The sequence below is a fragment of the Methylophaga sp. genome (assembly GCF_009711715.1).
In the GTDB taxonomy this organism is placed as follows: domain Bacteria; phylum Pseudomonadota; class Gammaproteobacteria; order Nitrosococcales; family Methylophagaceae; genus Methylophaga.
Genome location: NZ_VENF01000004.1, coordinates 14,669 through 34,308, shown reverse-complemented (window position 1 = coordinate 34,308; position 19,640 = coordinate 14,669). Strand labels below are relative to the sequence as shown.

Below are 19,640 nucleotides of genomic sequence, written 5' to 3'. Positions count from 1 at the left end.
TTAACCCAGCTGTTTAAGAAATACCCGCGAATTACGCTGGTAGTTGTAAAGTGCCTGTTTGGCGATAGGCAAATCTTTGATTTCAGCCGGTTTAAAGCCATGCTCAAGAAACCAGTGTGCAGTCTGGGTAGTGAGCACACAAAGTGATTCTATCCCGGCACGCAAAGCGGTTTGTTCCAGTGAGGCAAGTAGTTGCTTACCCCGGCCTTTGCTCTGGTAATTATTGGATACAGCCAGGCAGGCAAGCTCCGCCATATTGTTTTCCGGATAGGGATAAAGTGCAGCACAGGCTACCACCGTGCCATCCCGCTCCATCACGGTGAAATGGTCGATTTCACGCTCCAGCAACTCCCGCGAACGCTTAACCAGCGTGCCGTTGGCTTCCAGTGGCTGAAGCAGTTCCAGAATCCCCGCGACATCTTCAATACTGGCCTGGCGGGTGGTCTCGAAAGAGGTCGCAGTGAGCAGGGTGCCGGCCCCATCACGGCTGAACAATTCCTGTAGTAACGCGCCGTCCTGGGCCCTATCCAGTAAATGTACCCGGCGCACGCCGGATTCACAGGCTTGTACCGCGGCAGCAAGCGAAGGATGACCATCAAGGTTTTCCCGCGCCTGACTTACGGTCATTTCTCTGGGTAAATCGCGGTTACTGGAACCGATAAAAATTAATTTATCCGCGTGCAGCGATACTGCCACTGCCGTGGCGATCGCTTCTGAGGATAGATTGAAGATTTCACCGGTTAAAGAATAACCAAGTGGTGGTAGCAGCACGATGTTGCCAAGCCCCAGTTGCTGATTAATCCCATCGACATCGATACGCCGCACTTCACCGGTATGACCGAGATCGATGCCATCAATGATACCCGCGGGTCTGGCGGTGACCAGGTTGCCGCTGGTGCAGCGAATGCGGGCATCGGCCATCGGCGTGTGTGGCAGGCCGAAAGACAGTTTGGATTCGATATCAAGACGCAGTTTGCCGATCACCGCCTTGGCGATTTTCAGGCTGGCATCATCAGTCACACGCAGACCGCGATGGTAATGCACCTCAATGTTCTGTTGTTCGCACTGGGCTTCAATTTGCGGGCGGGCACCATAGGCCAGTACCAGTTTGATACCGAGACTGCTGAGGATGGCGATATCATGCAGCAGCGGATCGAAGCCATCGCTGTCGATGGTCTCGCCATCAAAGGCAATCACAAAGGTGGCACCGCGGTGAGCATGAATATAGGGCGCAGCCGTGCGGAACCAGCTCGTCGTGGTGGCCAGATTCTGGTGATTATTCATCGGTTGCGCGTCATTCATAGGCTTCTTTTTATCGCAGACTCGGCACGCTTGCCAAGTGTCGTGTAAAATTTATCGATTAACTGATACAAGCAATAAGGCGCGATCATAGCATTTCGCGTTGGATTTCAGATTTTTGGAGTGTTCAGCATGCCTCAATATCGTTCTAAAACGTCCACTGCCGGCCGTAATATGGCGGGCGCCCGTGCTTTGTGGCGGGCGACGGGAATGAAAGACGATGATTTCAATAAACCGATTATCGCTATTGCCAACTCCTTTACTCAGTTCGTGCCCGGTCATGTGCATCTGAAGGATCTGGGACAGCTGGTGGCCCGTGAAATCGAGCGTGCCGGTGGTGTAGCAAAAGAATTCAATACCATCGCTGTCGATGACGGTATCGCGATGGGCCACAGCGGTATGCTGTACAGTCTGCCATCCCGCGATATTATCGCTGACTCGGTCGAGTACATGGTCAATGCCCACTGTGCCGATGCGCTGGTCTGCATTTCCAACTGCGACAAAATTACACCGGGCATGCTGATGGCAGCACTGCGCCTCAATGTGCCGGTCATTTTTGTTTCCGGCGGGCCGATGGAAGCCGGTAAAACCAAGCTGGCTGGCAAGGACGTTAAACTGGATCTGGTTGATGCGATGGTGCAGGCGGCTGATGAGAGTATCAGCGATGAAGATGTCGCCCAGGTCGAACGCAGCGCCTGTCCGACCTGCGGTAGCTGCTCCGGTATGTTTACCGCGAACTCAATGAACTGTCTCACCGAAGCGCTGGGCCTGTCCTTGCCGGGTAATGGTTCATTGCTGGCGACCCATGCTGATCGTGAAGAATTGTTCCTGGAAGCGGGACGCCGCATCGTTGATCTGGCCAAGCGCTACTACGAAAACGATGAAGAGGATGTACTGCCGCGGGCGATTGCCAGCAAGGCCGCGTTTGAAAATGCGATTGCGCTTGATATTGCGATGGGTGGTTCTACCAATACCGTTCTGCACTTGCTGGCGGCGGCGAATGAAGCCGAGGTGGACTTCACCATGGCCGATATCGACCGGATGTCACGCAAGATTCCGAATCTGTGCAAAGTAGCCCCGGCGACCAATAAATACCACATGGAAGATGTGCATCGTGCCGGCGGTGTTGTCTCCATTCTCGGTGAGCTGGCGGCGGGCGGACTGTTGCATACCGATGTGCCGACGGTTCACAGCAAAACGATGGCTGACGGTCTGGCACTGTGGGATGTCAAGCGTAGCCAGCACGAACCGGCACTACTGCGCTACCTGGCCGGACCGGCGGGCATTCCCAGCCAGGTGGCGTTCAGCCAAGACTGTCGCTGGCCGGAACTGGATCTGGATCGTGAAAACGGCTGTATCCGTGATATTGAACACGCCTACAGTCAGGATGGTGGGCTGGCCGTACTTTACGGTAATCTTGCTGAAGATGGCTGTATCGTTAAAACTGCGGGTGTTGATGAGTCAATCCTGGTTTTTTCTGGTCCGGCCCGGATCTTTGAGTCTCAGGATGCCGCAGTCGCCGGTATCCTCGGCGGTGCCATCAAGGAAGGTGATGTGGTGCTGATTCGTTATGAAGGCCCCAAAGGCGGCCCCGGTATGCAGGAAATGTTGTATCCGACCAGTTACCTGAAGTCCAAAGGCCTGGGCAAAGCCTGTGCACTGCTAACCGATGGTCGATTCTCCGGTGGTACGTCCGGACTGTCGATTGGGCATGCTTCACCGGAAGCTGCCGAGGGCGGCAATATCGGTCTGGTGGAAGAAGGGGATATCATTCATATCGATATTCCTCAGCGTAAGATCCATGTTGATCTGACCGATGAAGAACTGGCCCATCGCCGTGCCAAAATGGAAGCCCGTGGTGAAAATGCCTGGAAGCCGGTGGCGCGTGAGCGCACAGTGAGTCTGGCACTGCAGGCCTATGCCGCGCTGACCACCTCAGCAGCCAAAGGTGCTGTGCGTGATGTGGAGCAGCTCAAGCGTCGTTGAGTTTGTGATGAAGAACCACAGAGGCACAGAGGACACGAAGATATTTTAGTGTTCTCTGGAGCCTCGCCGGGTTTGCCTGTATATCTATCCACAGATTATGCAGCTTAACGCTGCTTTTTCGAGAGATCTTAAATCTGCGTAATCTCCGCGCAGAACTGAGTCAAAAGTGGCTGAGCAAAGGGCGCCATAAAGCGCTCTGCCTTTGAGTTTCAACCCAGTCCAAAAATAATCAAACCTGCTGTGCATACAGCTTCTGGTACAAGCCTTCCTGCTGAATCAGCGATTCATGAGAGCCTTCGGCGATAATATCGCCGCCATCAAACACGACAACGCGATCCGCCTGCCTGACTGCACTCAGACGATGGGCGATAATGATCGTGGTACGATCCTGAAGATACTGCTCCAGAGCCATATGCAGGTGATATTCGGTTTCACTGTCCAGCGCCGAAGTGGCTTCATCCAGTACCACCACGCAGGGATTAATCAATGCCATGCGGGCAATGGCCAGACGCTGACGTTGACCGCCGGAAAGCTTGACCCCGGCCCGACCGATAATCGTGTCGAGCTTCTTGGGCATGGCCAAAATCACATCTTCCAGCTGAGCAATCCTGATGGCTTCCCACACTGCCTCATCAGGATAATTGCGGCCCATGGTAATGTTCTCACGTACGCTGTCATTAAACAGTGCCGGCGCTTGCAGTACGGTGGCAACATGTTCCCGCACCGTCTCAAGTCCAATATCGCTGACCGCGACATCATTGAAATAGACCATGCCTTTATCGGCCGGGTATAAACCCAGCAGCACATTGACCAACGTTGACTTACCGGCGCCACTGGCACCCACCAGGGCCACTTTTTCTCCGGCTTTGATATTCAAAGAGACGCCATTGAGCACTTTATTGTTGTCGTCGTATTTAAAGTGCAAATCCTCAATCCGGATACTACTGGCCTGACCCGGTACAAAAGGATTGATTTTGTCGGGATAGCGTTCTTCTTCCTTCATTGAGAACAGGGTGTTGAGGCGACCCACCGCAGCTCCGGCAGCATAGAAGGAATACTGGATATTCAGGATTTCCTGTACCGGACTCATCATGAACCAGAGGTAGCCGAAGACGGCAAACATCTGGCCGATGGACAGGTCCGAAAACACCACCATAAACATGCTGACGGCCCGGAACACATCAAAACCAAACAGGAAAATCACAAAAGAAAAACGGTTGGCAGCGTCACTCTTCCAGGCAAATTCCGAGGCATGCTGACGCACGTCGCGGGCATTATCAATAACCCGGCGCAGATAGTGTTTTTCGCGGTTGGCAGTCCGGATCTGTTGCACTGCGTCCAGGGTTTCGGTCAGGCTCTGCTGGAAAATTTCAAACGCCGAGTTTTCCTTTTTCTTCAATGCCTTAACATGTTTGCCTACCACCATCGTGAAATAAATCACCAGCGGGTTCATAAACAGGATAAGCAAAGCCAGTTGCCAGTGCAGGAAAAGCAGAATAATGGCGGTCCCGAAAATGCTGAGTACGGCCACAATAAACCGGCTGATGGTGTTACCAATGAAATTATCGATAACTTCGATATCGGTAACGAAGTGCGAGGCGATACCGGCACTGCCACGGGTTTCGTATTCGCTGATGGCGATGCGTCCCAGACGTTTTATAAGCTTGTGGCGGATACGGAAGGTAATACGTTTGGCGATTAGCGTGAAATAGCGGGACTGGGCGACATTCAGTACCAGTGAGATGACTCGTAAAACCAGGGTAAACAGCAACACCGCAGTGATGAACAAGACCGGACCATGCCAGTGTTCAGGTGTGAACTGTTCTATAAATCCGACGGTCGGACCAGGCTGGTCCAACAGAACCTCATCAACCATCAAAGGCAGCAGTAAAGGCACCGGTACAGCACAGATCGTTGCCAGAATAGCCAGCACATTAGCTTTGACCAGGTGCTTTTTATAGCCCAGTGCCTGCTGCAATATGCCTTTAAGATCGTAATTTGTTTCTGTTGTCATCGCTATCTTTGTGCAATCTTTGTCAGATAGACAGCCAGAGCCTGGCATGTACTTCATTAGCGCCGATATGACCTTGGTTCATTACCACAGCAGCCAATGAGATCATTTTACCCTGATGAGGTCAGCAAATCTTGTAATCCCATTTCATAACCGACGATATCTTAGGAAAACAGCTATTTAGACTGGGTCCCAACTTGCTATGCTGTAGTTAAACAAAATCAAGCTAACGGCCAGTCAACTCTGAATGCGCAAGGCTTAAATATGACCACAGAACAAAACGACTGTATGCCCGGCAGCCAGGCGAAGAGGCTGCTGGAGGAAATTGCAGACTGGGCATGGGTAACCACCATCGTTGTGCATGGCGGCTCGGTGTTCGAATTCAAAGGGCCGTTCCCGAAGGGAGAGGAAGGTCATGGCTTTTACAATCTGCAAGGCGACATGCCCGGGTTTCATGCTCATCTGAATCTGGAACTTGTATCGCATATCCGTTTTCAGGATAAACCGCATCGTGGCCGTGAAAGTTATGCTTTTGTGTTTGAGAATGCTGACAATGAGGTGATTTTCAAGTTGTTTCTGGGCCGGGATAGCTCAGGGGAACTCATCAGCACTCAAACCGAGCGTTTTAAAGCTTTGCAGGCACAGTATCAGCAGGGAGCAAAGCATGAATAATCAGGGGCTGGAAAAGGAAATCCGCGATGAGATCCTGCATCTCATTCATGATCGACAATCGTTAATGTTGTCATCTTTGGATCAGGATGGCTTGCCTTATGCCTCCTATGCACCATTTGCGGTCGGTGACAATTGCCTTTATATACTCATCAGCGACATTGCAGTACACGCCAAAAACCTGCAATTGCACCCACAGGCTTCGGTGCTAATCATTGAAGACGAAAATACCGCTGCCGAATTATTTGCCCGCTTACGCGTTCAGTACCGGATTTCTGCTGAATTGATCCCACCTGACAGCGATGACTGGTCAGAGGGTATTGCTTGCCTGCAAGAGCGGCATGGTGAGCGGATAAGAAGTCTTAGTCAGCTCGGTGACTTCAGATTGTTTCGCCTGCACCCGGAGGGGGGACGTTATGTCAAAGGCTTCGGCAAGGCTTACCGGATTGAGGGTGGGAGCTTGGCCGGAAACGGCTTGTCGCATCTGAAAGGAGGCCATATCAGACGAAGACGCACAAGCAAATAAGAAAGGGCGCTGAGCGCCCTTTCTCAGCTCAGAGACTGCCCCAGCTGTCCTTTTTGCGAACGCGTAATCTCGGCAGAATGAGACCCAGCAAAATACCGGAAAACAGAACGGCGGCACCGACCAGAAACCAACTGCGGGTGCTGTTATCCTTGAGCGCATTATTCTCAATAACCAGAGACTGGTTTTTGTGGTCAATCTGCTGCAGCTTTTCTTTCAGCTGCCGGTTTTCATTTTCAAGCGCGACGGCATTTGAGGCAGTTCGACGCAGATCATCCAGTTCTTTACTGAGACGCTGTGATTTTTCACGCAGTGTCAGATTCTGCGTGTCGACATCACTGTTCTGGTTGCTGAGTGCGGCAATTTCTTCTTTGTATTTGGCGATTTCCAGTTCCAGATTAGCCACCCGCTGCTGACTGCTTTCGAGCTGATCGCGTGCACTGGCACTATTACTGAGATAGCGTGTTAAGACCCAGCCTTCAACGCCTTCTTCTGTGCGGACTTTGGAGTAGCCATTCGGGTCTGTTTCCAGTACCTCAAGACGGGTACCGGATTCCAGCATCTTCTTAATGCCAAACTTAATGCCCTGACCGCTGCGCATAGTAATTTCCAGTTCGTCAGACACATAACGGGTCGTTTGTGCCTGGCTCAAGGCAGGCAAGCTGATAGCGGCCAGTAGCAGGGTGCAGCGGATGAAAATTTTCACAGTGATTCGCTTTGTCTTGAAGTCAAAGCGGTATTTTAGCAGATGCGTCATACCTTGCTTCAACTGGAGAAACCTTAATCTGCGACTCAGTCTTCACAATCTCCGCCTTCATCAGCCTGTCATACAATCCTGTTAACGTCGTCGTGCGAAAAATAAAGGTGTTATGAAATGGATAAGTTAAGAGTGATGTTTTTATGCACGGGGAACTCCTGTCGGTCTCAGATGGCTGAAGGCTGGGCCCGCGCATTGGCCGGTGATGATATTGAGATTAAGTCAGCCGGTATCGAAGCCCATGGACAGAATGTGATGGCTATCAGGGTGATGGCCGAAGTCGGTATTGATATTTCCGGCCAGGAATCAATCCGCGTCAATGGAGAAATGCTGGAGTGGGCGGATCTGCTGGTGACACTCTGCGACAACGCCGAAGAGCAGTGTCCGCTGTTGAGTCCGCACACGGTCAAGGTACATCTGCCGCTGCCGGACCCGGCCAAAATGCGCGGCGAAGATCAGGAGTTGCTTAATGAGTTTCGCGAAACCCGGGAGAAAGTTCGTCAGCGGGTGGAGTTCGTTATAGAGCAGGTCGCGCTGGAAGCGGCTGTCTGAAGCTACTTTTTGTTCAGCCGCTCAGTTTGACTGAGAGGATCTGCTCGTCGTTGCAGTGGCATTGGTTCCGATGCAGCTGGTAGAGGCTGTTACCACTGATTTTTTTGGCCATGGATTTGGCCTTACTGGCACATTCCGCCAAGTCGTTCTCGGCCCCGATACCGTTGAAATCCTTCAACCTGACAGCACCGATGGAGAGGCTCAACAAGGGGTAAAAAGTTTCGCGGCCATGACGGTCAACGGCATGGATGCCTCTTTGTTGCAGGTGACGCGAATTGTAAAACTGTGCATGTAAAGTACGGAAAGCATCCAGTATTGCGCTGCAGCGTTCACGCCAGTCATGGCTTTCGAATACGATGATAAAGTCGTCGCCGCCGACATGACCGATAAAATCGATATCGGTATTAATCTGTTCGGTCAGTGTTTTGGCGGTGAGGGTGATGACCTGGTCGCCCTTACTATAGCCGTAGATATCATTGTAAGGCTTGAAATTGTCCAGATCGAAATAGCAGACGGTAACATCGCGTTGCTGTTCGATAGCTTCGCGGATATGCTCGCTGAGCGGCACATTACCCGGCAGGCCGCTCAGCGGGTTGGCATGGCGTGCCATGGTGATCTGCATATCGGTGATCTGACGTAGTAAGTCCATCAGGCTGCCGACACCGCGGTAGCGACTGTCCTCAGTAATCACAAACAAACTGTGTTGCTGCTGGCGCTGCTGACTGGTGATCTGATAACTGAGTTTTTTCAAGGGCAGCGAAGTCTCTACCACGATCGGCGATTTGTCCATAAATGACTGCACCGCCTTGCGACCATGCAACTCGCGGCCAAAGCGGCTGGCATACAGGGTCATGAATTCATCACGCCAGACCATGCCTTTGACCCGGTTTGTTTCATCCACAACCGGCAGCGCGGTGAGTTTGAGGTTTCGCTGAAAGCGGTCAGCGGCCAGTTCAACATTATCGCTTTCCCGCAGTGGCTCCAGTTCCGTCAGCAGGCTCCCTACCAGGGTATTGGCCCGGGGCCGACCGGCACTGATAAGACTGGTTTGCTGGCGCTGGGCAAACAGATTCTCATCCATGTTTTTCTGCGGATAGCGATTGGGTCGACCGAAATAATAGCCCTGAGCGAACTGCATATCGAGCCCCTGCGCCGCCAGGTATTCCTGCCGCACTTCGATGCCCTCGCCAATGACCTGACAGCCAACGCTTTGCGCAATATCAATCATGGATTGCACAAACTGTCGTTTCTGCCTGTCTTCGTGAATGTTCTGCATGAAATGGCGATCGAGCTTGACGAAATCAGGCTTTAGTTCCGACCAGGTGCGAAGACCTGAATAACCGGCGCCAAGATCATCAATCGCAATCGAGAAGCCCATCTCCCGGTAGTGCCGGGTGGCCTCGCGCATCAGATCATAATCATCGATGGGATACTGCTCTGTCAGTTCAATAACCACCTGTTGCGGAGACAAGCCGGCCTCTTCCAGAAACTTCAGGGTTAGGCCGTGCGGGTAATCATCCTGCAGCAAGGCTGCCGGGCTGGTATTGATGAACAGCTTTTGTTCCTTGCCCAGTTCGCCATAACGGCGAATAACGGTCTCGCGACATAGCAAGTCCAGTTCAGCCAGCAGGCCATGGCGGTTGGCGGTATTGAACAGGTTAATAGGAGAATGCAGCGGACTGGCTGAAGGTCCACGGATGAGCGCTTCATAAGCAAAAATCTGTTGATGTTGCAGCGAGACAATCGGCTGAAACAGCGGGGTTAGCGAACCCTGGCTGATAATATCTTCCAGTGAGTGGAAATAGCGGAGTTCTTCTTGTGTCATTAGGGGCCACGCTCAAAAAAAAACCTGCCTCCGAGGAGGCAGGAAAATCACCACGAGAGATGAGGAGTTGTTACTGGGTGATCTCATATAAAGAGATGGTATTACTGATTTCGTTGGTGACGAGCAGCAAGCCGCTGTTTGCATTCTGCTCGATATAAAGCAGGCCTTCAGGGCCAACATCACCAAGGTTTTCAACATCTAAAAAGGCAACAGCCTGGGGCTGGTGTGGTTTATTGAGCTGGTAGACGAAGACGCCAGACGTCCGCTCCAGGCCGATAAAGGCAAGAATGTTGTCGCCCATTTGACCGACTGTAACTGATTCAGGCTCAGGCCCTTTGTCATCACTGCGACCATCTTCCCAAACATCGAGGCCTTGCTCGGTCGCATAGTTGGCGAGCGCGCGTTCAAAGTCAGAACCACTGTCATAGACCAGTTTGCCATTGGCATTCCAGATTGAAAATGAGCGGCCACCGTAGGAATAGATTCGGTCAAAATCACCGTCACCGTCGATATCACCCTGTGAAATCGTGGTTTTGAGACGCCCCAGGTTTTCGTCTTCCTGCAACTCTTCAAAGTATGGGAAGACCTCCGGGTCTAGCTGTAAATCTTTTACACGGGCTTCTTCACTGTAACCATCATAATCACGGGCATCTCCCTCGTTAGCGGAAACAATGAAAGTGGCTTTACCGCGTTGATAACTGGCAATAGCATCGGGCATATACATGCCATAGGTGGGCCAGCTTTGAATATGTATGCCGCCATCTTCATTACTGGCGTCAAAAGCGTTTTTCTTTTGATGATGTAGTTTGTATCCCAGACCAGTGATAGCAGTCACCGTGGCAGAAGCGATATCCAGTTTGGCCAGCGCATTGTTTTCCTGCAGGCTCACCCAGGCTGTGGTGGAGTCAGCGGAGGTTGTGATGTATTCCGGTTCCAGATCCTGCTGCAGAGAAGCATTGGGGCCAAAGACACGCACATCCTTCAAGTCTTCCAATGCAAATGCACTGAAGTCGGCATGTCTGACGGACCAGTCACTGGTTTTAATTACTGAGACTGAGCCTTCAGGGTCGATTGTATAATCATCATTGGGTTCGCCTTCATTGGCTACCAGTAAATACTGACCATCTTGAGTAAAGGTCAACATATCGGGCAAGGCACCGACGCTGATAACGTTCATTTCGATATAGCTTTCAGTGTTGAGATCATACTCAAACAACACCACGGAGCCGTTATCGGTTTTGGTTTGCGCCTCCACTGCAACGGCAACAATGCCATTGCTGACATCAACGCTGTTGGGGCCGCCACCGTACACAGACAAATCAATCAGTTGCTTTTCAATCAGCTGGCTGTTGCTGATATCCAGAATCCGCAGTTCATTTTCAGCCGCATTGGTGACAAAAACCCGTGAGGCTGATTCATCATAGGCGGCAATTTCAGCACAGCTTTCTTCACCCCCGCATTCCTCACTGTAGGAGGATAACTTGGTGACGTTCAGTGCATGAGCTGAAACAGGCAGTGCCAGTGTCAGGCTTAACAGGAGTGATAATCTGTTCATAACAAACCTCAGTGGGGTCAGCAGTGTGACCAATCTCACATAATTACAGGTCAGTTTGATGACAGAAAAATGAAGCTTTTATGACAGGGATTCAACAGATAAAAAAAAGCCCCACCCGAAGGTGAGGCCAATTTCCGAAGAGTATTTCTTCTGGGTTCAGACTACCAGTAAGCTTGAGCGCGGAATTTCAGAGCTGATGGCTCTTCATCACGGCTAATGCCATTGATTGTCAAGTCAGTGACTTTGTCGTAGTTCAGCATCAAACGTGTGTTTTTGGTTGGGTAATAGTTGATACCCAAGCTGAACTTGTCAGCTTCGTCGCCTGAGGTAGCATTACCAGCGATTTGATCGACTTCCATGTTTTCAAATCGTGCGGCAACTTGCCAAGCACCATATTTGGACTTAGGAGAAATGCCTGAGGTATAACCTTTTTTCCATTTCAGCGACTCACCTGTCAGGAAGTAGCCTGCTTCGATTGCGTAGCCAGTGGTATCGATGTCACCAGCAGTTGTATCGTTAGTATAATCGAGATACTCAGCCATGGCATGGAAAGAACCAAAGATTGCCATAGCGTCCACTGTGAATGCATCTGAGCCATCATCGTCAGAAGAGGCTACAACCAGGTCTATAGGTTTGGTGTTGTCGATATGGCTGACTACACGTTGGTCATCGTCAAAACCGTCACCACCACCACGAGTCAAGTAACCTGCACCAATTTGAATCAATTGGGTACTAGACGCCATGTATGGAACAAATGATGCGCGCGCAGCAAAAGTACTGCCGTTGTCAGTTGTTTCGCCACCGCTCAAACCACCGTTAGTCAAGCCTGCAGACAGAGTCCATTTGTAGTCACTGTCATTGATGCCTGCAACAACGCCACTTTGACGAGCTGGTGACCAATCTGTATCAGCAAAAAGAGGACGATCCATAAAGCTCATATATTTAGAGCTGATTTTGGTATTCAGACCGAATGGAATATGGGATTGTCCCAGTTTTACGCCCCATTTGACGTTGTCTGACAACTTATTACCATAACCGAGGTATGCGTCTTTAATTGAGGCATCACCACCAGCGAAGTCTGCTTCGAACTTATAGCCCCAGTCATAGATTGAACCCTGAAAACCCAAGCGCGCACGACGCAATTCTGTTCCTTGAGCATCTTCTGCGAGATCGTCTGCATCAGCGTCGATGGCATCCCACATTACACGGCCGATAGGCTGGAACTCCCAGTTGCCTTCTTTGTCAGCTACAACCAGTTTACCGTCGGTAGTGATATTAGGCATATTGGCAGTGGCTTCTTCCACTTCTTTTTTGATTTCAGCCTTCTCTGCTTCAGCGATTTCACTATCAGCAGCAGCGGCGTTTTTCAGCATGTCGTAGTCTTGTGCGCTGATAGTGCCCTTATCGCGCAATACTTTGAGCAGATCCATCATGGCTTCGTTGCCGGCATGTGCTGGCATTACGGCTGCGCCAAACAGGGCACCTGCGACTAATAAAGATGTTGATTTCAGTTTCAAGGGACTATCCTCTTGGTTGGTTCATCAAGTTCGGACTAACGCCGAAGTCCCGCACACCTTATGCCCGAAATGTTTCATCGTGATGAATATTTTGTGACAGTTTGATGACACTGATACAAATCAGGTTTTTTGTTGCTTCAATACCACAGGGCAATTTCGGCTTGAAAAAAAGCTAAGCGGCCCAATGTCTTTCATTACATTCATCAAACCGGGAAGTCCCATGTTTCGATTATTGTTTGTTCTTTTTCTGATTGTGCCGCTGGTGGAGATCTTTTTTCTGATTCAGGTCGGGCAGGTTATCGGCGCTGGCTGGACCATATTTCTGGTCGTGGCTACTGCGGTTATCGGAGCATTTTTATTGAGACTGCAGGGCTTTCAGACGCTGCGCCGGGCGCAGAATACGATGCAGCGGGGACAGTTACCGGCCACCGAAATGCTGGAAGGCCTCTGTCTGCTGGTGAGCGGGGCATTATTACTGACGCCGGGCTTTGTCACTGATACCATGGGTTTTTTATTGCTCATCCCGCCAGTGCGTCAGTTGCTGATAGCGCAGATGCTGAAAAACAGTCAGTTCATTTTCAGTGGCCGCGGTGCCGGCTTCTATGGTCAGTCACATTATTCGCCACGTCGCGACGAACATATCATTGATGGTGAAGTCGTTGATGACGATGATCCCCGTCACCTTCGCTGATGCAAAAGCAGAATTTTTTTCATCTAAGCCCTTGAAAGCGGTTTTTCAGCCCCCATTTAAGGGATGCCAAAACAAACAATATTGGTCCTAAACAGACATTTTTTTCGGAGGAATTACAGATGAATCTTCGTCCCCTTCATGATCGTGTGATCGTACGTCGCATGGAAGAAGAAACAATGAGTGCCGGTGGTATCGTTATCCCCGATAACGCGGCAGAAAAACCCTCACGCGGTGAAGTGATTGCCGTTGGTGATGGCAAAGTAACGGATTCAGGCGAAGTTCGTGCATTGACAGTCAAAGTCGGTGACAAAGTCCTGTTCGGTAAGTACGCCGGTACTGAAGTAAAAGTCGAAGGCGAAGAACTGCTTGTCATGCGTGAAGATGACATTGTGGCTGTTATCGAAGGTTAATCTTCTGGATTCATTTGCTTTATAAAGGATAAGAGGAATAAACATGGCTGCTAAAGAAGTCAAATTCGGCGCTGATGCGCGCCAAAAAATGGTTAAAGGCGTTAATGTCCTGGCCAACGCAGTAAAAGTAACGCTGGGCCCGAAAGGTCGCAACGTGGTTCTGGATAAGAGCTTCGGTGCACCCACCGTCACTAAAGATGGTGTCTCTGTTGCTAAAGAGATTGAGCTCGAAGACAAGTTCGAAAATATGGGCGCACAGATGGTGAAAGAAGTGGCCTCGCACACTTCTGATGCCGCCGGTGACGGTACCACCACAGCGACCGTTCTGGCACAAGCCATTCTGCGTGAAGGCATGAAGTCTGTTGAAGCCGGTATGAACCCGATGGACCTGAAACGCGGTATTGATAAAGCGGTTCAGGCTGCAGTTGAAGAGCTGCGCAAAATGTCTTCACCTTGCGATGATGACAAAGCGATTGCCCAGGTCGGTACTATCTCTGCTAATTCTGATGCCTCCGTCGGCAAAATTATTGCCGAAGCGATGCAGAAAGTCGGTAAAGAAGGCGTTATCACTGTAGAAGATGGCAGTGGTTTCGAAAACGAACTGGACGTAGTTGAGGGTATGCAGTTCGACCGTGGTTACCAGTCGCCTTACTTTGTGACTGAACAGCAAACCATGACGGCAGAACTGGAAGATCCGTACATTCTGTTGTTCGACAAGAAAATCTCCAATATTCGTGAACTGCTGCCAACCTTGGAGCAGGTGGCTAAGTCCAGCCGTCCGCTGCTGATCGTCTCTGAAGACGTTGAAGGTGAAGCCCTGGCTACACTGGTTGTGAATAACATGCGCGGCATTGTCAAAGTCTGTGCGGTAAAAGCACCTGGCTTCGGTGATCGTCGTAAAGCAATGCTGGAAGACATTGCTGTACTGACCGGTGGTACCGTGATCTCTGAAGAAGTTGGTCTGAGCCTGGAGAAAGCCACACTGGATCACCTGGGTCAAGCCAAGAAAATCACTGTCAGCAAAGAAAACACCACGATTGTTGACGGTGCTGGCCGCGGTGATGAAATCCAGGCCCGTGTTGAACAAATCCGTGCCCAGATTGCCGAGTCTTCATCAGACTACGACAAAGAAAAACTGCAGGAACGTGTAGCTAAACTGGCTGGTGGTGTCGCCGTGATTAAAGTCGGTGCTGCTACCGAAATGGAAATGAAAGAGAAGAAAGCCCGCGTTGAAGACGCTCTGCATGCGACCCGTGCAGCGGTTGAAGAAGGCGTGGTACCTGGTGGTGGTGTTGCTCTGGTTCGTGCCGAAGGCAACCTGGGTGAACTGAAAGGTGACAACCATGATCAGGATATGGGTATCAAGCTGGCCCGTCGTGCGATGGAAGAACCACTGCGTCAAATCGTCACCAATGCCGGAGCTGAAGCCTCTGTCATTCTGAATGAAGTGGCCGCAGGTAAAGGTAACTTCGGTTACAATGCCGCGACCGGTGAGTATGGCGACATGATCGACATGGGTATCCTGGATCCAACCAAGGTGACCCGTACTGCGCTGCAAAATGCAGGCTCTGTTGCCGGTCTGATGCTGACCACCGAAGCCATGATTGCCGAACTGCCTAAAGAAGAAGGCGCACCGGCAATGCCAGACATGGGCGGCATGGGCGGCATGATGTAATCTGACCCCGTCAGTTTTACAGATAGTCCAAAAAAGCCCCGGCATGAAAATGCCGGGGCTTTTTTATTTGCTATATGTGATCAGTAGTGCAATCAGGGATGTAAGGTTTTCCAGAATGGCAGCATGATGACTGCGAGGACCAGTACGACTAAAGCGGCGCTGCCGATTAACCGGAAAGGATGTCGCAGGCTCTGTTGCCAGAAGCCGACTTCCTCACCGGCGTTGACGCGGGCCTCATAGTCAGCCCGCGTTTTCTCAGCCCGCGCTTTTTGGTAGTCGTTAATCAGGTCGCGGGCACAGGGCAGATCCTCATTATGACGCAGCCAGATGGCAGCTACGCCCAGTCCGAAAAAACCGGCCGAACTCTCATAGACTTCAATGCCCGCTTGATCAAGAATTTGGCGGACATCCTCGGCTTCATCGTCAGGGACTTGGTTTAGCCGGAATAATAATGCTGCCATTCTTAGTTCTTTTCCCTGGTTTCCAGCTGATTGGCAAAATCATGGTTTACATCTCGGTGCTTGGCTTCGTCGTCCCGCACCACAATAATCACATCCCGCAGCTTGGCATCAGGCGACAGCTGCCAGTAATCGATAGCAATCTGCGGTGCAGGGACATTGTCATATTTGCCACTGTCGACGCCCTCAAGATATTCGGTGTAGCTATAAACGGCTTCTTCTTCAAGATAACCGACAATACGATGTGCCACGCGGGATGAGCACAGATAAAGCAGAAAAAACAGGTTATAGAACACCCCCTGCGCGATAATCACGATCAGCCGTTCAAATAAGCTGGGTTTGGCAATCTGGATGAATGTCAGTAAGTGCATGCGTTCATTTTCAGCCTCATCCAGCAAGATTTTAATCCAGCCGTCATCCTCTTTCATTCGCCTCAGCGAGTGCAGATGCTGTATCGCACCGCCTACCATGCCCGGTACTGCAGCCACAGTTTCCAGTACCACGGCCCGGTGACCATACCGACCTGCAAAGAAAACATCGGCAAAGAAACGCATGAATTTGACAATCCGATAGGCCAGTCTGTCGGAGAAACCCCGGGCCTCATGATGGTGCGGGTGCTGATAATTTTCTGTCATGACGTTTCCTGACTGCCGGGTGGCGAACTCAGGTCCGCTCAAGTGAATTGCATGGCCAGTTTAACCGAAAAACAAGCCTTTTATGGGCGCTGTTTGTTTGTATTAAGTGCTGAACAAGCTGTTCTGAAACACTAGTTTCAGGCGATTTCCGAGGTGCAGTGCGGACAGCGGGTCGCGTTGATGGCCACCGTACTGAAGCAATACTGACAATCTTTAGTGGTAGGCTCAGCCGCTGGTATTTCTTCTTCGCGGCGCAGACGGTTAATGCTTCGAATCAGCAGGAAAACAGCGAAAGCGACAATAATGAAGCTGATAACGGCATTGATAAAAACACCATAACTAATGACGACTGCGCCTGCTTCCTGAGCGGCGGCAAGCGTTACATAAGGGGCCGCCGTTGTACCTTCTTTCAGCAGAATAAAAAGATCAGTAAAGTCGACACCGCCCAGCAGCAAACCGATTGGCGGCATAAGAACATCAGCGACAAGGCTCTTGACGATGGTGGCAAAAGCGCCACCGATAATAATGCCCACGGCCATATCTACCACATTGCCACGCATGGCAAATTCTTTAAATTCTTTCAGCATGCTCAGCGCTCCTTGAGATCAGGTCACAATCCATGGCGGGGTGAGCCACCTTAATTCACGCGGAAACGTGAACACACATCCGCCACGTAAACAACGCCTGAAAGGCATGTTCATGCTGATAGTAGTCACGGCATGAGTCAGTTGTCCAGCGCTATCAGGCGAGGCGTGTGCCGTCAGGAACTGGCATATCAGTGGTGGCGAGGACAACGCTATGGTCTGGCCTGTGGAAACCGGTTACCAGGCATTCCGACATAATGGGCCCGATCTGCTTGGGCGGGAAATTAGTCACTGCAATGACCTGTCTGCCGAGCAGCGTGTCCGGTGTGTATAAGTCGGTGATTTGGGCGCTGGATTTACGTACGCCAATATCCGGGCCGAAGTCGACCTGAAGGATATAACTCGGGTTGCGCGATTCGGGAAACGGCCGGGCATCGATAATGGTACCGACACGTAATTCAACCTGCCGGAAGGTTTCCCAGCTTAGATCAGCCACTTCATTTCCTCGAGGTCAGGCTTATTGATAAAGCGGACATTTAGGCACATCACACTGACCGGCAGGCATATCACGTTGACCGACAATTTCCTTGAGACTGTCGGCGAGATTCTGATCATCGGGATCGAGTCTGACTGCACAGCCTATCGCTTTGATTGCAGCGACACGACATTGGCGTGCTGTGAGTACATAGGCCAGATTATTCCAGGCCTGTGCATTATCCGGTTCATTCGTTACCGCGCGGGTGAGCGCGGCCTGCGCGGCTTCAAAATCTTCCATGGCGTATAAGGCATTACCCAACGTCATTTGTGGCAAGGCCTGATCGGGCCAGTAATCACTGGCTGTCTTAAATGCCTGCATGGCAGCTTTTTCACGGCCTGACTGCATCAGTGCCACAGCGCTGCGACTGTACTCGACGACATTGGCGGTGACCGGAACTTCATCGGGGGGAACCAGTACATAAGCCCAGTGATCGGCGCGTTGCCAGGTCCGTTCAAAAGTGGAAAACGGTATCAGATGGCGCTTGCTGGTTCCTGAGCGCAGAATCAATTGTTGCTGGTTCAGGTCATAACCGACCACGACGGCATAATGCCACTGTGGTACCCATTCCAATGCGAGGTTCTGGAATACCAGTACCGGTCTGCCCGAAGCGACTTCCCTCAGAATATCGCCAAGATTGCTGGCCAGTTTGTAGGTCAGGAGGTCATAGCTTCGCGCCGTGGCGATCATTTCGATTTGCAGACTGCCCTTGCGTGCCGGGATATAGACCTTGTCGACCAACTCGTCCGGCGTGACCGCTATATGCTGGCGATTTAGCACAGTCGCCAGCGCAGCAGGGCCACACTGGTACTTTTCCTGTGGAAAAAAAGCGACCTCTGTCAGTTCATGGCGGCTTGGAATGTCAGCGGGTGGTTCATTACTGAGACGGTTTGTCTGTGGTGTGCCGGCACAGGCATTGAGCAGCAGAACAAAAAAAGCGCCAGACAGGAGTCTGACGCCTTTTTTGAGGTAGGTTAGTTCCATACTAATGATTAATGTCGTGGACAAAACCGAATACATTGGTAGCGCCTAACATATCGGTCACCACCAATACGACAAAGACAACCAGCAGGGCACCGATAATTCCGCTACCGGCGGGCATGTTTTCAAAGTCCTGTTGAATTTGGGCCAGCTCCTGGTTATTCATTTGCTGGATACGCTGTTTGGCATCATCAATATTAACGCCAGCGGCAACCAGTTTATCCTGAACATCCTGACGGTCCAGTTCGCTCAAAATCTGAGTTTTGCTGATTTCCTGCTGTGCGTTGGCCAAGATCTGATCATTATCCACCATGGCTGCTTGCAGCGGTGCGGTGTGTATGCTCAGTAATGCCAAGATCGAGAGAATGGGTACAACTTTTCCAAGGCGTCTGAAGAAATTCATAGCTACTCCTTTTCCCAGTGTTGGATCATACGGTTATCATATGACCGTATAGTTCAACGTTAACAAAAGCTTATATCGATTGCGAGATAATTATGCTGTCACAGACAGCCGTGTTGCTTGCTGCTGTCTGTGACAGCGAAATGCCGCGTCTCAATGATTAATGTCATGGACGAAACCAAATACATCAGTAGCCCCCAGCATATCGGTGACAACCAGTACAACGAAAATAACCAAGATGGCACCGATAATGTGGCCACTGCCCGCCGGCATATTCTCAAGGTCCTGAGCTACGCGAGCGAGTTCCTGTTCCGTCATCTGATTGATTCGCTGTTTGGCCGTGTTCATATCTACCCCCATCGCGACAAGCTGGTCCTGTACTTCCTGACGGTCCAGCTGGGCCAGCAATGTCTGTTTGCTCAGATCCTGCTGGGATTGCGCAATCAATTGGCCGTTATCTACCATAGCGGCCTGCAGCGGAGTGATGTTCATGCTGAACAGGGCCAGTATCGATAAAATCGGTACGAGTTTGGTAAAGCGTCTGAAGAAATTCATGGGACTCTCCTTATCAAAACAA

The 19,640-nt window shown here is 51.0% G+C and carries 20 protein-coding genes; 7 read left to right on the top strand and 13 right to left on the bottom strand.

What is annotated here, in order from left to right; all coding sequences use genetic code 11:
- Complete coding sequence (gene argA / locus FH755_RS02705) at window positions 1-1,302, bottom strand: amino-acid N-acetyltransferase (RefSeq protein ID WP_292438427.1); 1,302 nt, start codon at window positions 1,300-1,302, stop codon at window positions 1-3.
- Window positions 1,303-1,431: 129 nt separating this feature from the next.
- Between argA and ilvD the strand changes: the two genes are divergently transcribed.
- Window positions 1,432-3,285 carry a dihydroxy-acid dehydratase gene (gene ilvD, locus FH755_RS02700; RefSeq protein WP_292438425.1) on the top strand — a complete coding sequence of 618 codons (1,854 nt, stop codon included), beginning with the start codon at window positions 1,432-1,434 and terminating at the stop codon, window positions 3,283-3,285.
- 229 nt (window positions 3,286-3,514) lie between these two features.
- On the opposite strand, the gene FH755_RS02695 is transcribed toward ilvD, so the two are convergent.
- Window positions 3,515-5,299 carry an ABC transporter ATP-binding protein gene (locus tag FH755_RS02695; RefSeq protein ID WP_292438424.1) on the bottom strand — a complete coding sequence of 595 codons (1,785 nt, stop codon included), beginning with the start codon at window positions 5,297-5,299 and terminating at the stop codon, window positions 3,515-3,517.
- Between the two features lie 261 nt (window positions 5,300-5,560).
- On the opposite strand from FH755_RS02695, the gene hutX reads away from it, so the two are divergent.
- Complete coding sequence (gene hutX, locus FH755_RS02690; protein WP_292438422.1) at window positions 5,561-5,968, top strand: heme utilization cystosolic carrier protein HutX; 408 nt, start codon at window positions 5,561-5,563, stop codon at window positions 5,966-5,968.
- Window positions 5,961-6,491: a pyridoxamine 5'-phosphate oxidase family protein gene (locus tag FH755_RS02685; RefSeq protein ID WP_292438419.1), complete on the top strand. Its 531-nt coding sequence runs from the start codon at window positions 5,961-5,963 to the stop codon at window positions 6,489-6,491. The genes hutX and FH755_RS02685 overlap by 8 nt, the downstream gene beginning before the upstream one ends.
- 28 nt (window positions 6,492-6,519) lie before the next feature.
- Here FH755_RS02685 and FH755_RS02680 read toward each other — a convergent pair whose 3' ends face one another.
- Window positions 6,520-7,245 carry a TIGR04211 family SH3 domain-containing protein gene (locus FH755_RS02680; protein WP_292438416.1) on the bottom strand — a complete coding sequence of 242 codons (726 nt, stop codon included), beginning with the start codon at window positions 7,243-7,245 and terminating at the stop codon, window positions 6,520-6,522.
- Between the two features lie 117 nt (window positions 7,246-7,362).
- Here FH755_RS02680 and FH755_RS02675 point away from each other — a divergent pair, with 117 nt between their 5' ends.
- A complete protein-coding gene (locus FH755_RS02675; protein WP_292438414.1) occupies window positions 7,363-7,797 on the top strand; it encodes an arsenate reductase ArsC in 435 nt (144 codons plus the stop codon).
- A gap of 13 nt (window positions 7,798-7,810) precedes the next feature.
- On the opposite strand, the gene FH755_RS02670 is transcribed toward FH755_RS02675, so the two are convergent.
- From FH755_RS02670 to FH755_RS02660, 3 genes are all read right to left on the bottom strand, one after another.
- Entirely contained in the window at window positions 7,811-9,622 is a 1,812-nt protein-coding gene (locus tag FH755_RS02670; RefSeq protein ID WP_292438412.1) for a bifunctional diguanylate cyclase/phosphodiesterase, read from the bottom strand.
- A 70-nt stretch (window positions 9,623-9,692) separates the two neighbouring features.
- Window positions 9,693-11,177, bottom strand: coding sequence for a choice-of-anchor I family protein (locus tag FH755_RS02665; protein ID WP_292438409.1), 1,485 nt, complete (start codon window positions 11,175-11,177; stop codon window positions 9,693-9,695).
- Between the two features lie 161 nt (window positions 11,178-11,338).
- Window positions 11,339-12,694 carry a porin gene (locus tag FH755_RS02660; protein WP_292438407.1) on the bottom strand — a complete coding sequence of 452 codons (1,356 nt, stop codon included), beginning with the start codon at window positions 12,692-12,694 and terminating at the stop codon, window positions 11,339-11,341.
- A 220-nt stretch (window positions 12,695-12,914) separates the two neighbouring features.
- On the opposite strand from FH755_RS02660, the gene FH755_RS02655 reads away from it, so the two are divergent.
- The 3 genes from FH755_RS02655 to groL all read left to right on the top strand — a co-directional run bounded on the left by FH755_RS02655 (window position 12,915) and on the right by groL (window position 15,470).
- On the top strand, window positions 12,915-13,385 hold the full coding sequence (locus FH755_RS02655; protein WP_292438406.1) for an FxsA family protein: 471 nt from the start codon (window positions 12,915-12,917) through the stop codon (window positions 13,383-13,385).
- 119 nt (window positions 13,386-13,504) lie between these two features.
- The gene (gene groES / locus FH755_RS02650; RefSeq protein ID WP_292438404.1) at window positions 13,505-13,795 is read left to right on the top strand and encodes a co-chaperone GroES; all 291 of its coding nucleotides are present in this window, start codon (window positions 13,505-13,507) and stop codon (window positions 13,793-13,795) included.
- A 43-nt stretch (window positions 13,796-13,838) separates the two neighbouring features.
- Window positions 13,839-15,470 (top strand): chaperonin GroEL, encoded by a 1,632-nt coding sequence (gene groL, locus FH755_RS02645; RefSeq protein WP_292438401.1) that lies wholly within the window; start codon window positions 13,839-13,841, stop codon window positions 15,468-15,470.
- Between the two features lie 92 nt (window positions 15,471-15,562).
- On the opposite strand, the gene FH755_RS02640 is transcribed toward groL, so the two are convergent.
- From FH755_RS02640 to FH755_RS02610, 7 genes are all read right to left on the bottom strand, one after another.
- Window positions 15,563-15,931: a DUF6164 family protein gene (locus FH755_RS02640; RefSeq protein WP_292438399.1), complete on the bottom strand. Its 369-nt coding sequence runs from the start codon at window positions 15,929-15,931 to the stop codon at window positions 15,563-15,565.
- Window positions 15,932-15,933: 2 nt separating this feature from the next.
- Entirely contained in the window at window positions 15,934-16,563 is a 630-nt protein-coding gene (locus FH755_RS02635) for an alternative oxidase (RefSeq protein ID WP_292438396.1), read from the bottom strand.
- A gap of 137 nt (window positions 16,564-16,700) precedes the next feature.
- Window positions 16,701-17,156, bottom strand: coding sequence for a large conductance mechanosensitive channel protein MscL (gene mscL / locus FH755_RS02630; RefSeq protein WP_292438962.1), 456 nt, complete (start codon window positions 17,154-17,156; stop codon window positions 16,701-16,703).
- 148 nt (window positions 17,157-17,304) lie between these two features.
- Window positions 17,305-17,643: a tRNA-binding protein gene (locus tag FH755_RS02625; RefSeq protein ID WP_292438394.1), complete on the bottom strand. Its 339-nt coding sequence runs from the start codon at window positions 17,641-17,643 to the stop codon at window positions 17,305-17,307.
- A gap of 21 nt (window positions 17,644-17,664) precedes the next feature.
- Window positions 17,665-18,666 (bottom strand): PA2778 family cysteine peptidase, encoded by a 1,002-nt coding sequence (locus FH755_RS02620; protein ID WP_292438392.1) that lies wholly within the window; start codon window positions 18,664-18,666, stop codon window positions 17,665-17,667.
- Window position 18,667: 1 nt separating this feature from the next.
- Window positions 18,668-19,066, bottom strand: a complete 399-nt coding sequence (locus tag FH755_RS02615; RefSeq protein WP_292438389.1) for a DUF6627 family protein — start codon at window positions 19,064-19,066, stop codon at window positions 18,668-18,670.
- Window positions 19,067-19,216: 150 nt separating this feature from the next.
- Complete coding sequence (locus tag FH755_RS02610) at window positions 19,217-19,618, bottom strand: DUF6627 family protein (protein WP_292438388.1); 402 nt, start codon at window positions 19,616-19,618, stop codon at window positions 19,217-19,219.
- Window positions 19,619-19,640: the final 22 nt, after the last annotated feature.

What these genes read in the sequence shown, in the direction of transcription:
- argA (WP_292438427.1), bottom strand. Translation starts at nt 1,302, where the DNA reads ATGAATGACGCGCAACCGATGAATAATCACCAGAATCTGGCCACCACG.
- ilvD (WP_292438425.1), top strand. Translation starts at nt 1,432, where the DNA reads ATGCCTCAATATCGTTCTAAAACGTCCACTGCCGGCCGTAATATGGCG.
- FH755_RS02695 (WP_292438424.1), bottom strand. Translation starts at nt 5,299, where the DNA reads ATGACAACAGAAACAAATTACGATCTTAAAGGCATATTGCAGCAGGCA.
- hutX (WP_292438422.1), top strand. Translation starts at nt 5,561, where the DNA reads ATGACCACAGAACAAAACGACTGTATGCCCGGCAGCCAGGCGAAGAGG.
- FH755_RS02685 (WP_292438419.1), top strand. Translation starts at nt 5,961, where the DNA reads ATGAATAATCAGGGGCTGGAAAAGGAAATCCGCGATGAGATCCTGCAT.
- FH755_RS02680 (WP_292438416.1), bottom strand. Translation starts at nt 7,245, where the DNA reads ATGACGCATCTGCTAAAATACCGCTTTGACTTCAAGACAAAGCGAATC.
- FH755_RS02675 (WP_292438414.1), top strand. Translation starts at nt 7,363, where the DNA reads ATGGATAAGTTAAGAGTGATGTTTTTATGCACGGGGAACTCCTGTCGG.
- FH755_RS02670 (WP_292438412.1), bottom strand. Translation starts at nt 9,622, where the DNA reads ATGACACAAGAAGAACTCCGCTATTTCCACTCACTGGAAGATATTATC.
- FH755_RS02665 (WP_292438409.1), bottom strand. Translation starts at nt 11,177, where the DNA reads ATGAACAGATTATCACTCCTGTTAAGCCTGACACTGGCACTGCCTGTT.
- FH755_RS02655 (WP_292438406.1), top strand. Translation starts at nt 12,915, where the DNA reads ATGTTTCGATTATTGTTTGTTCTTTTTCTGATTGTGCCGCTGGTGGAG.
- groES (WP_292438404.1), top strand. Translation starts at nt 13,505, where the DNA reads ATGAATCTTCGTCCCCTTCATGATCGTGTGATCGTACGTCGCATGGAA.
- groL (WP_292438401.1), top strand. Translation starts at nt 13,839, where the DNA reads ATGGCTGCTAAAGAAGTCAAATTCGGCGCTGATGCGCGCCAAAAAATG.
- FH755_RS02640 (WP_292438399.1), bottom strand. Translation starts at nt 15,931, where the DNA reads ATGGCAGCATTATTATTCCGGCTAAACCAAGTCCCTGACGATGAAGCC.
- FH755_RS02635 (WP_292438396.1), bottom strand. Translation starts at nt 16,563, where the DNA reads ATGACAGAAAATTATCAGCACCCGCACCATCATGAGGCCCGGGGTTTC.
- FH755_RS02620 (WP_292438392.1), bottom strand. Translation starts at nt 18,666, where the DNA reads ATGGAACTAACCTACCTCAAAAAAGGCGTCAGACTCCTGTCTGGCGCT.
- FH755_RS02615 (WP_292438389.1), bottom strand. Translation starts at nt 19,066, where the DNA reads ATGAATTTCTTCAGACGCCTTGGAAAAGTTGTACCCATTCTCTCGATC.
- FH755_RS02610 (WP_292438388.1), bottom strand. Translation starts at nt 19,618, where the DNA reads ATGAATTTCTTCAGACGCTTTACCAAACTCGTACCGATTTTATCGATA.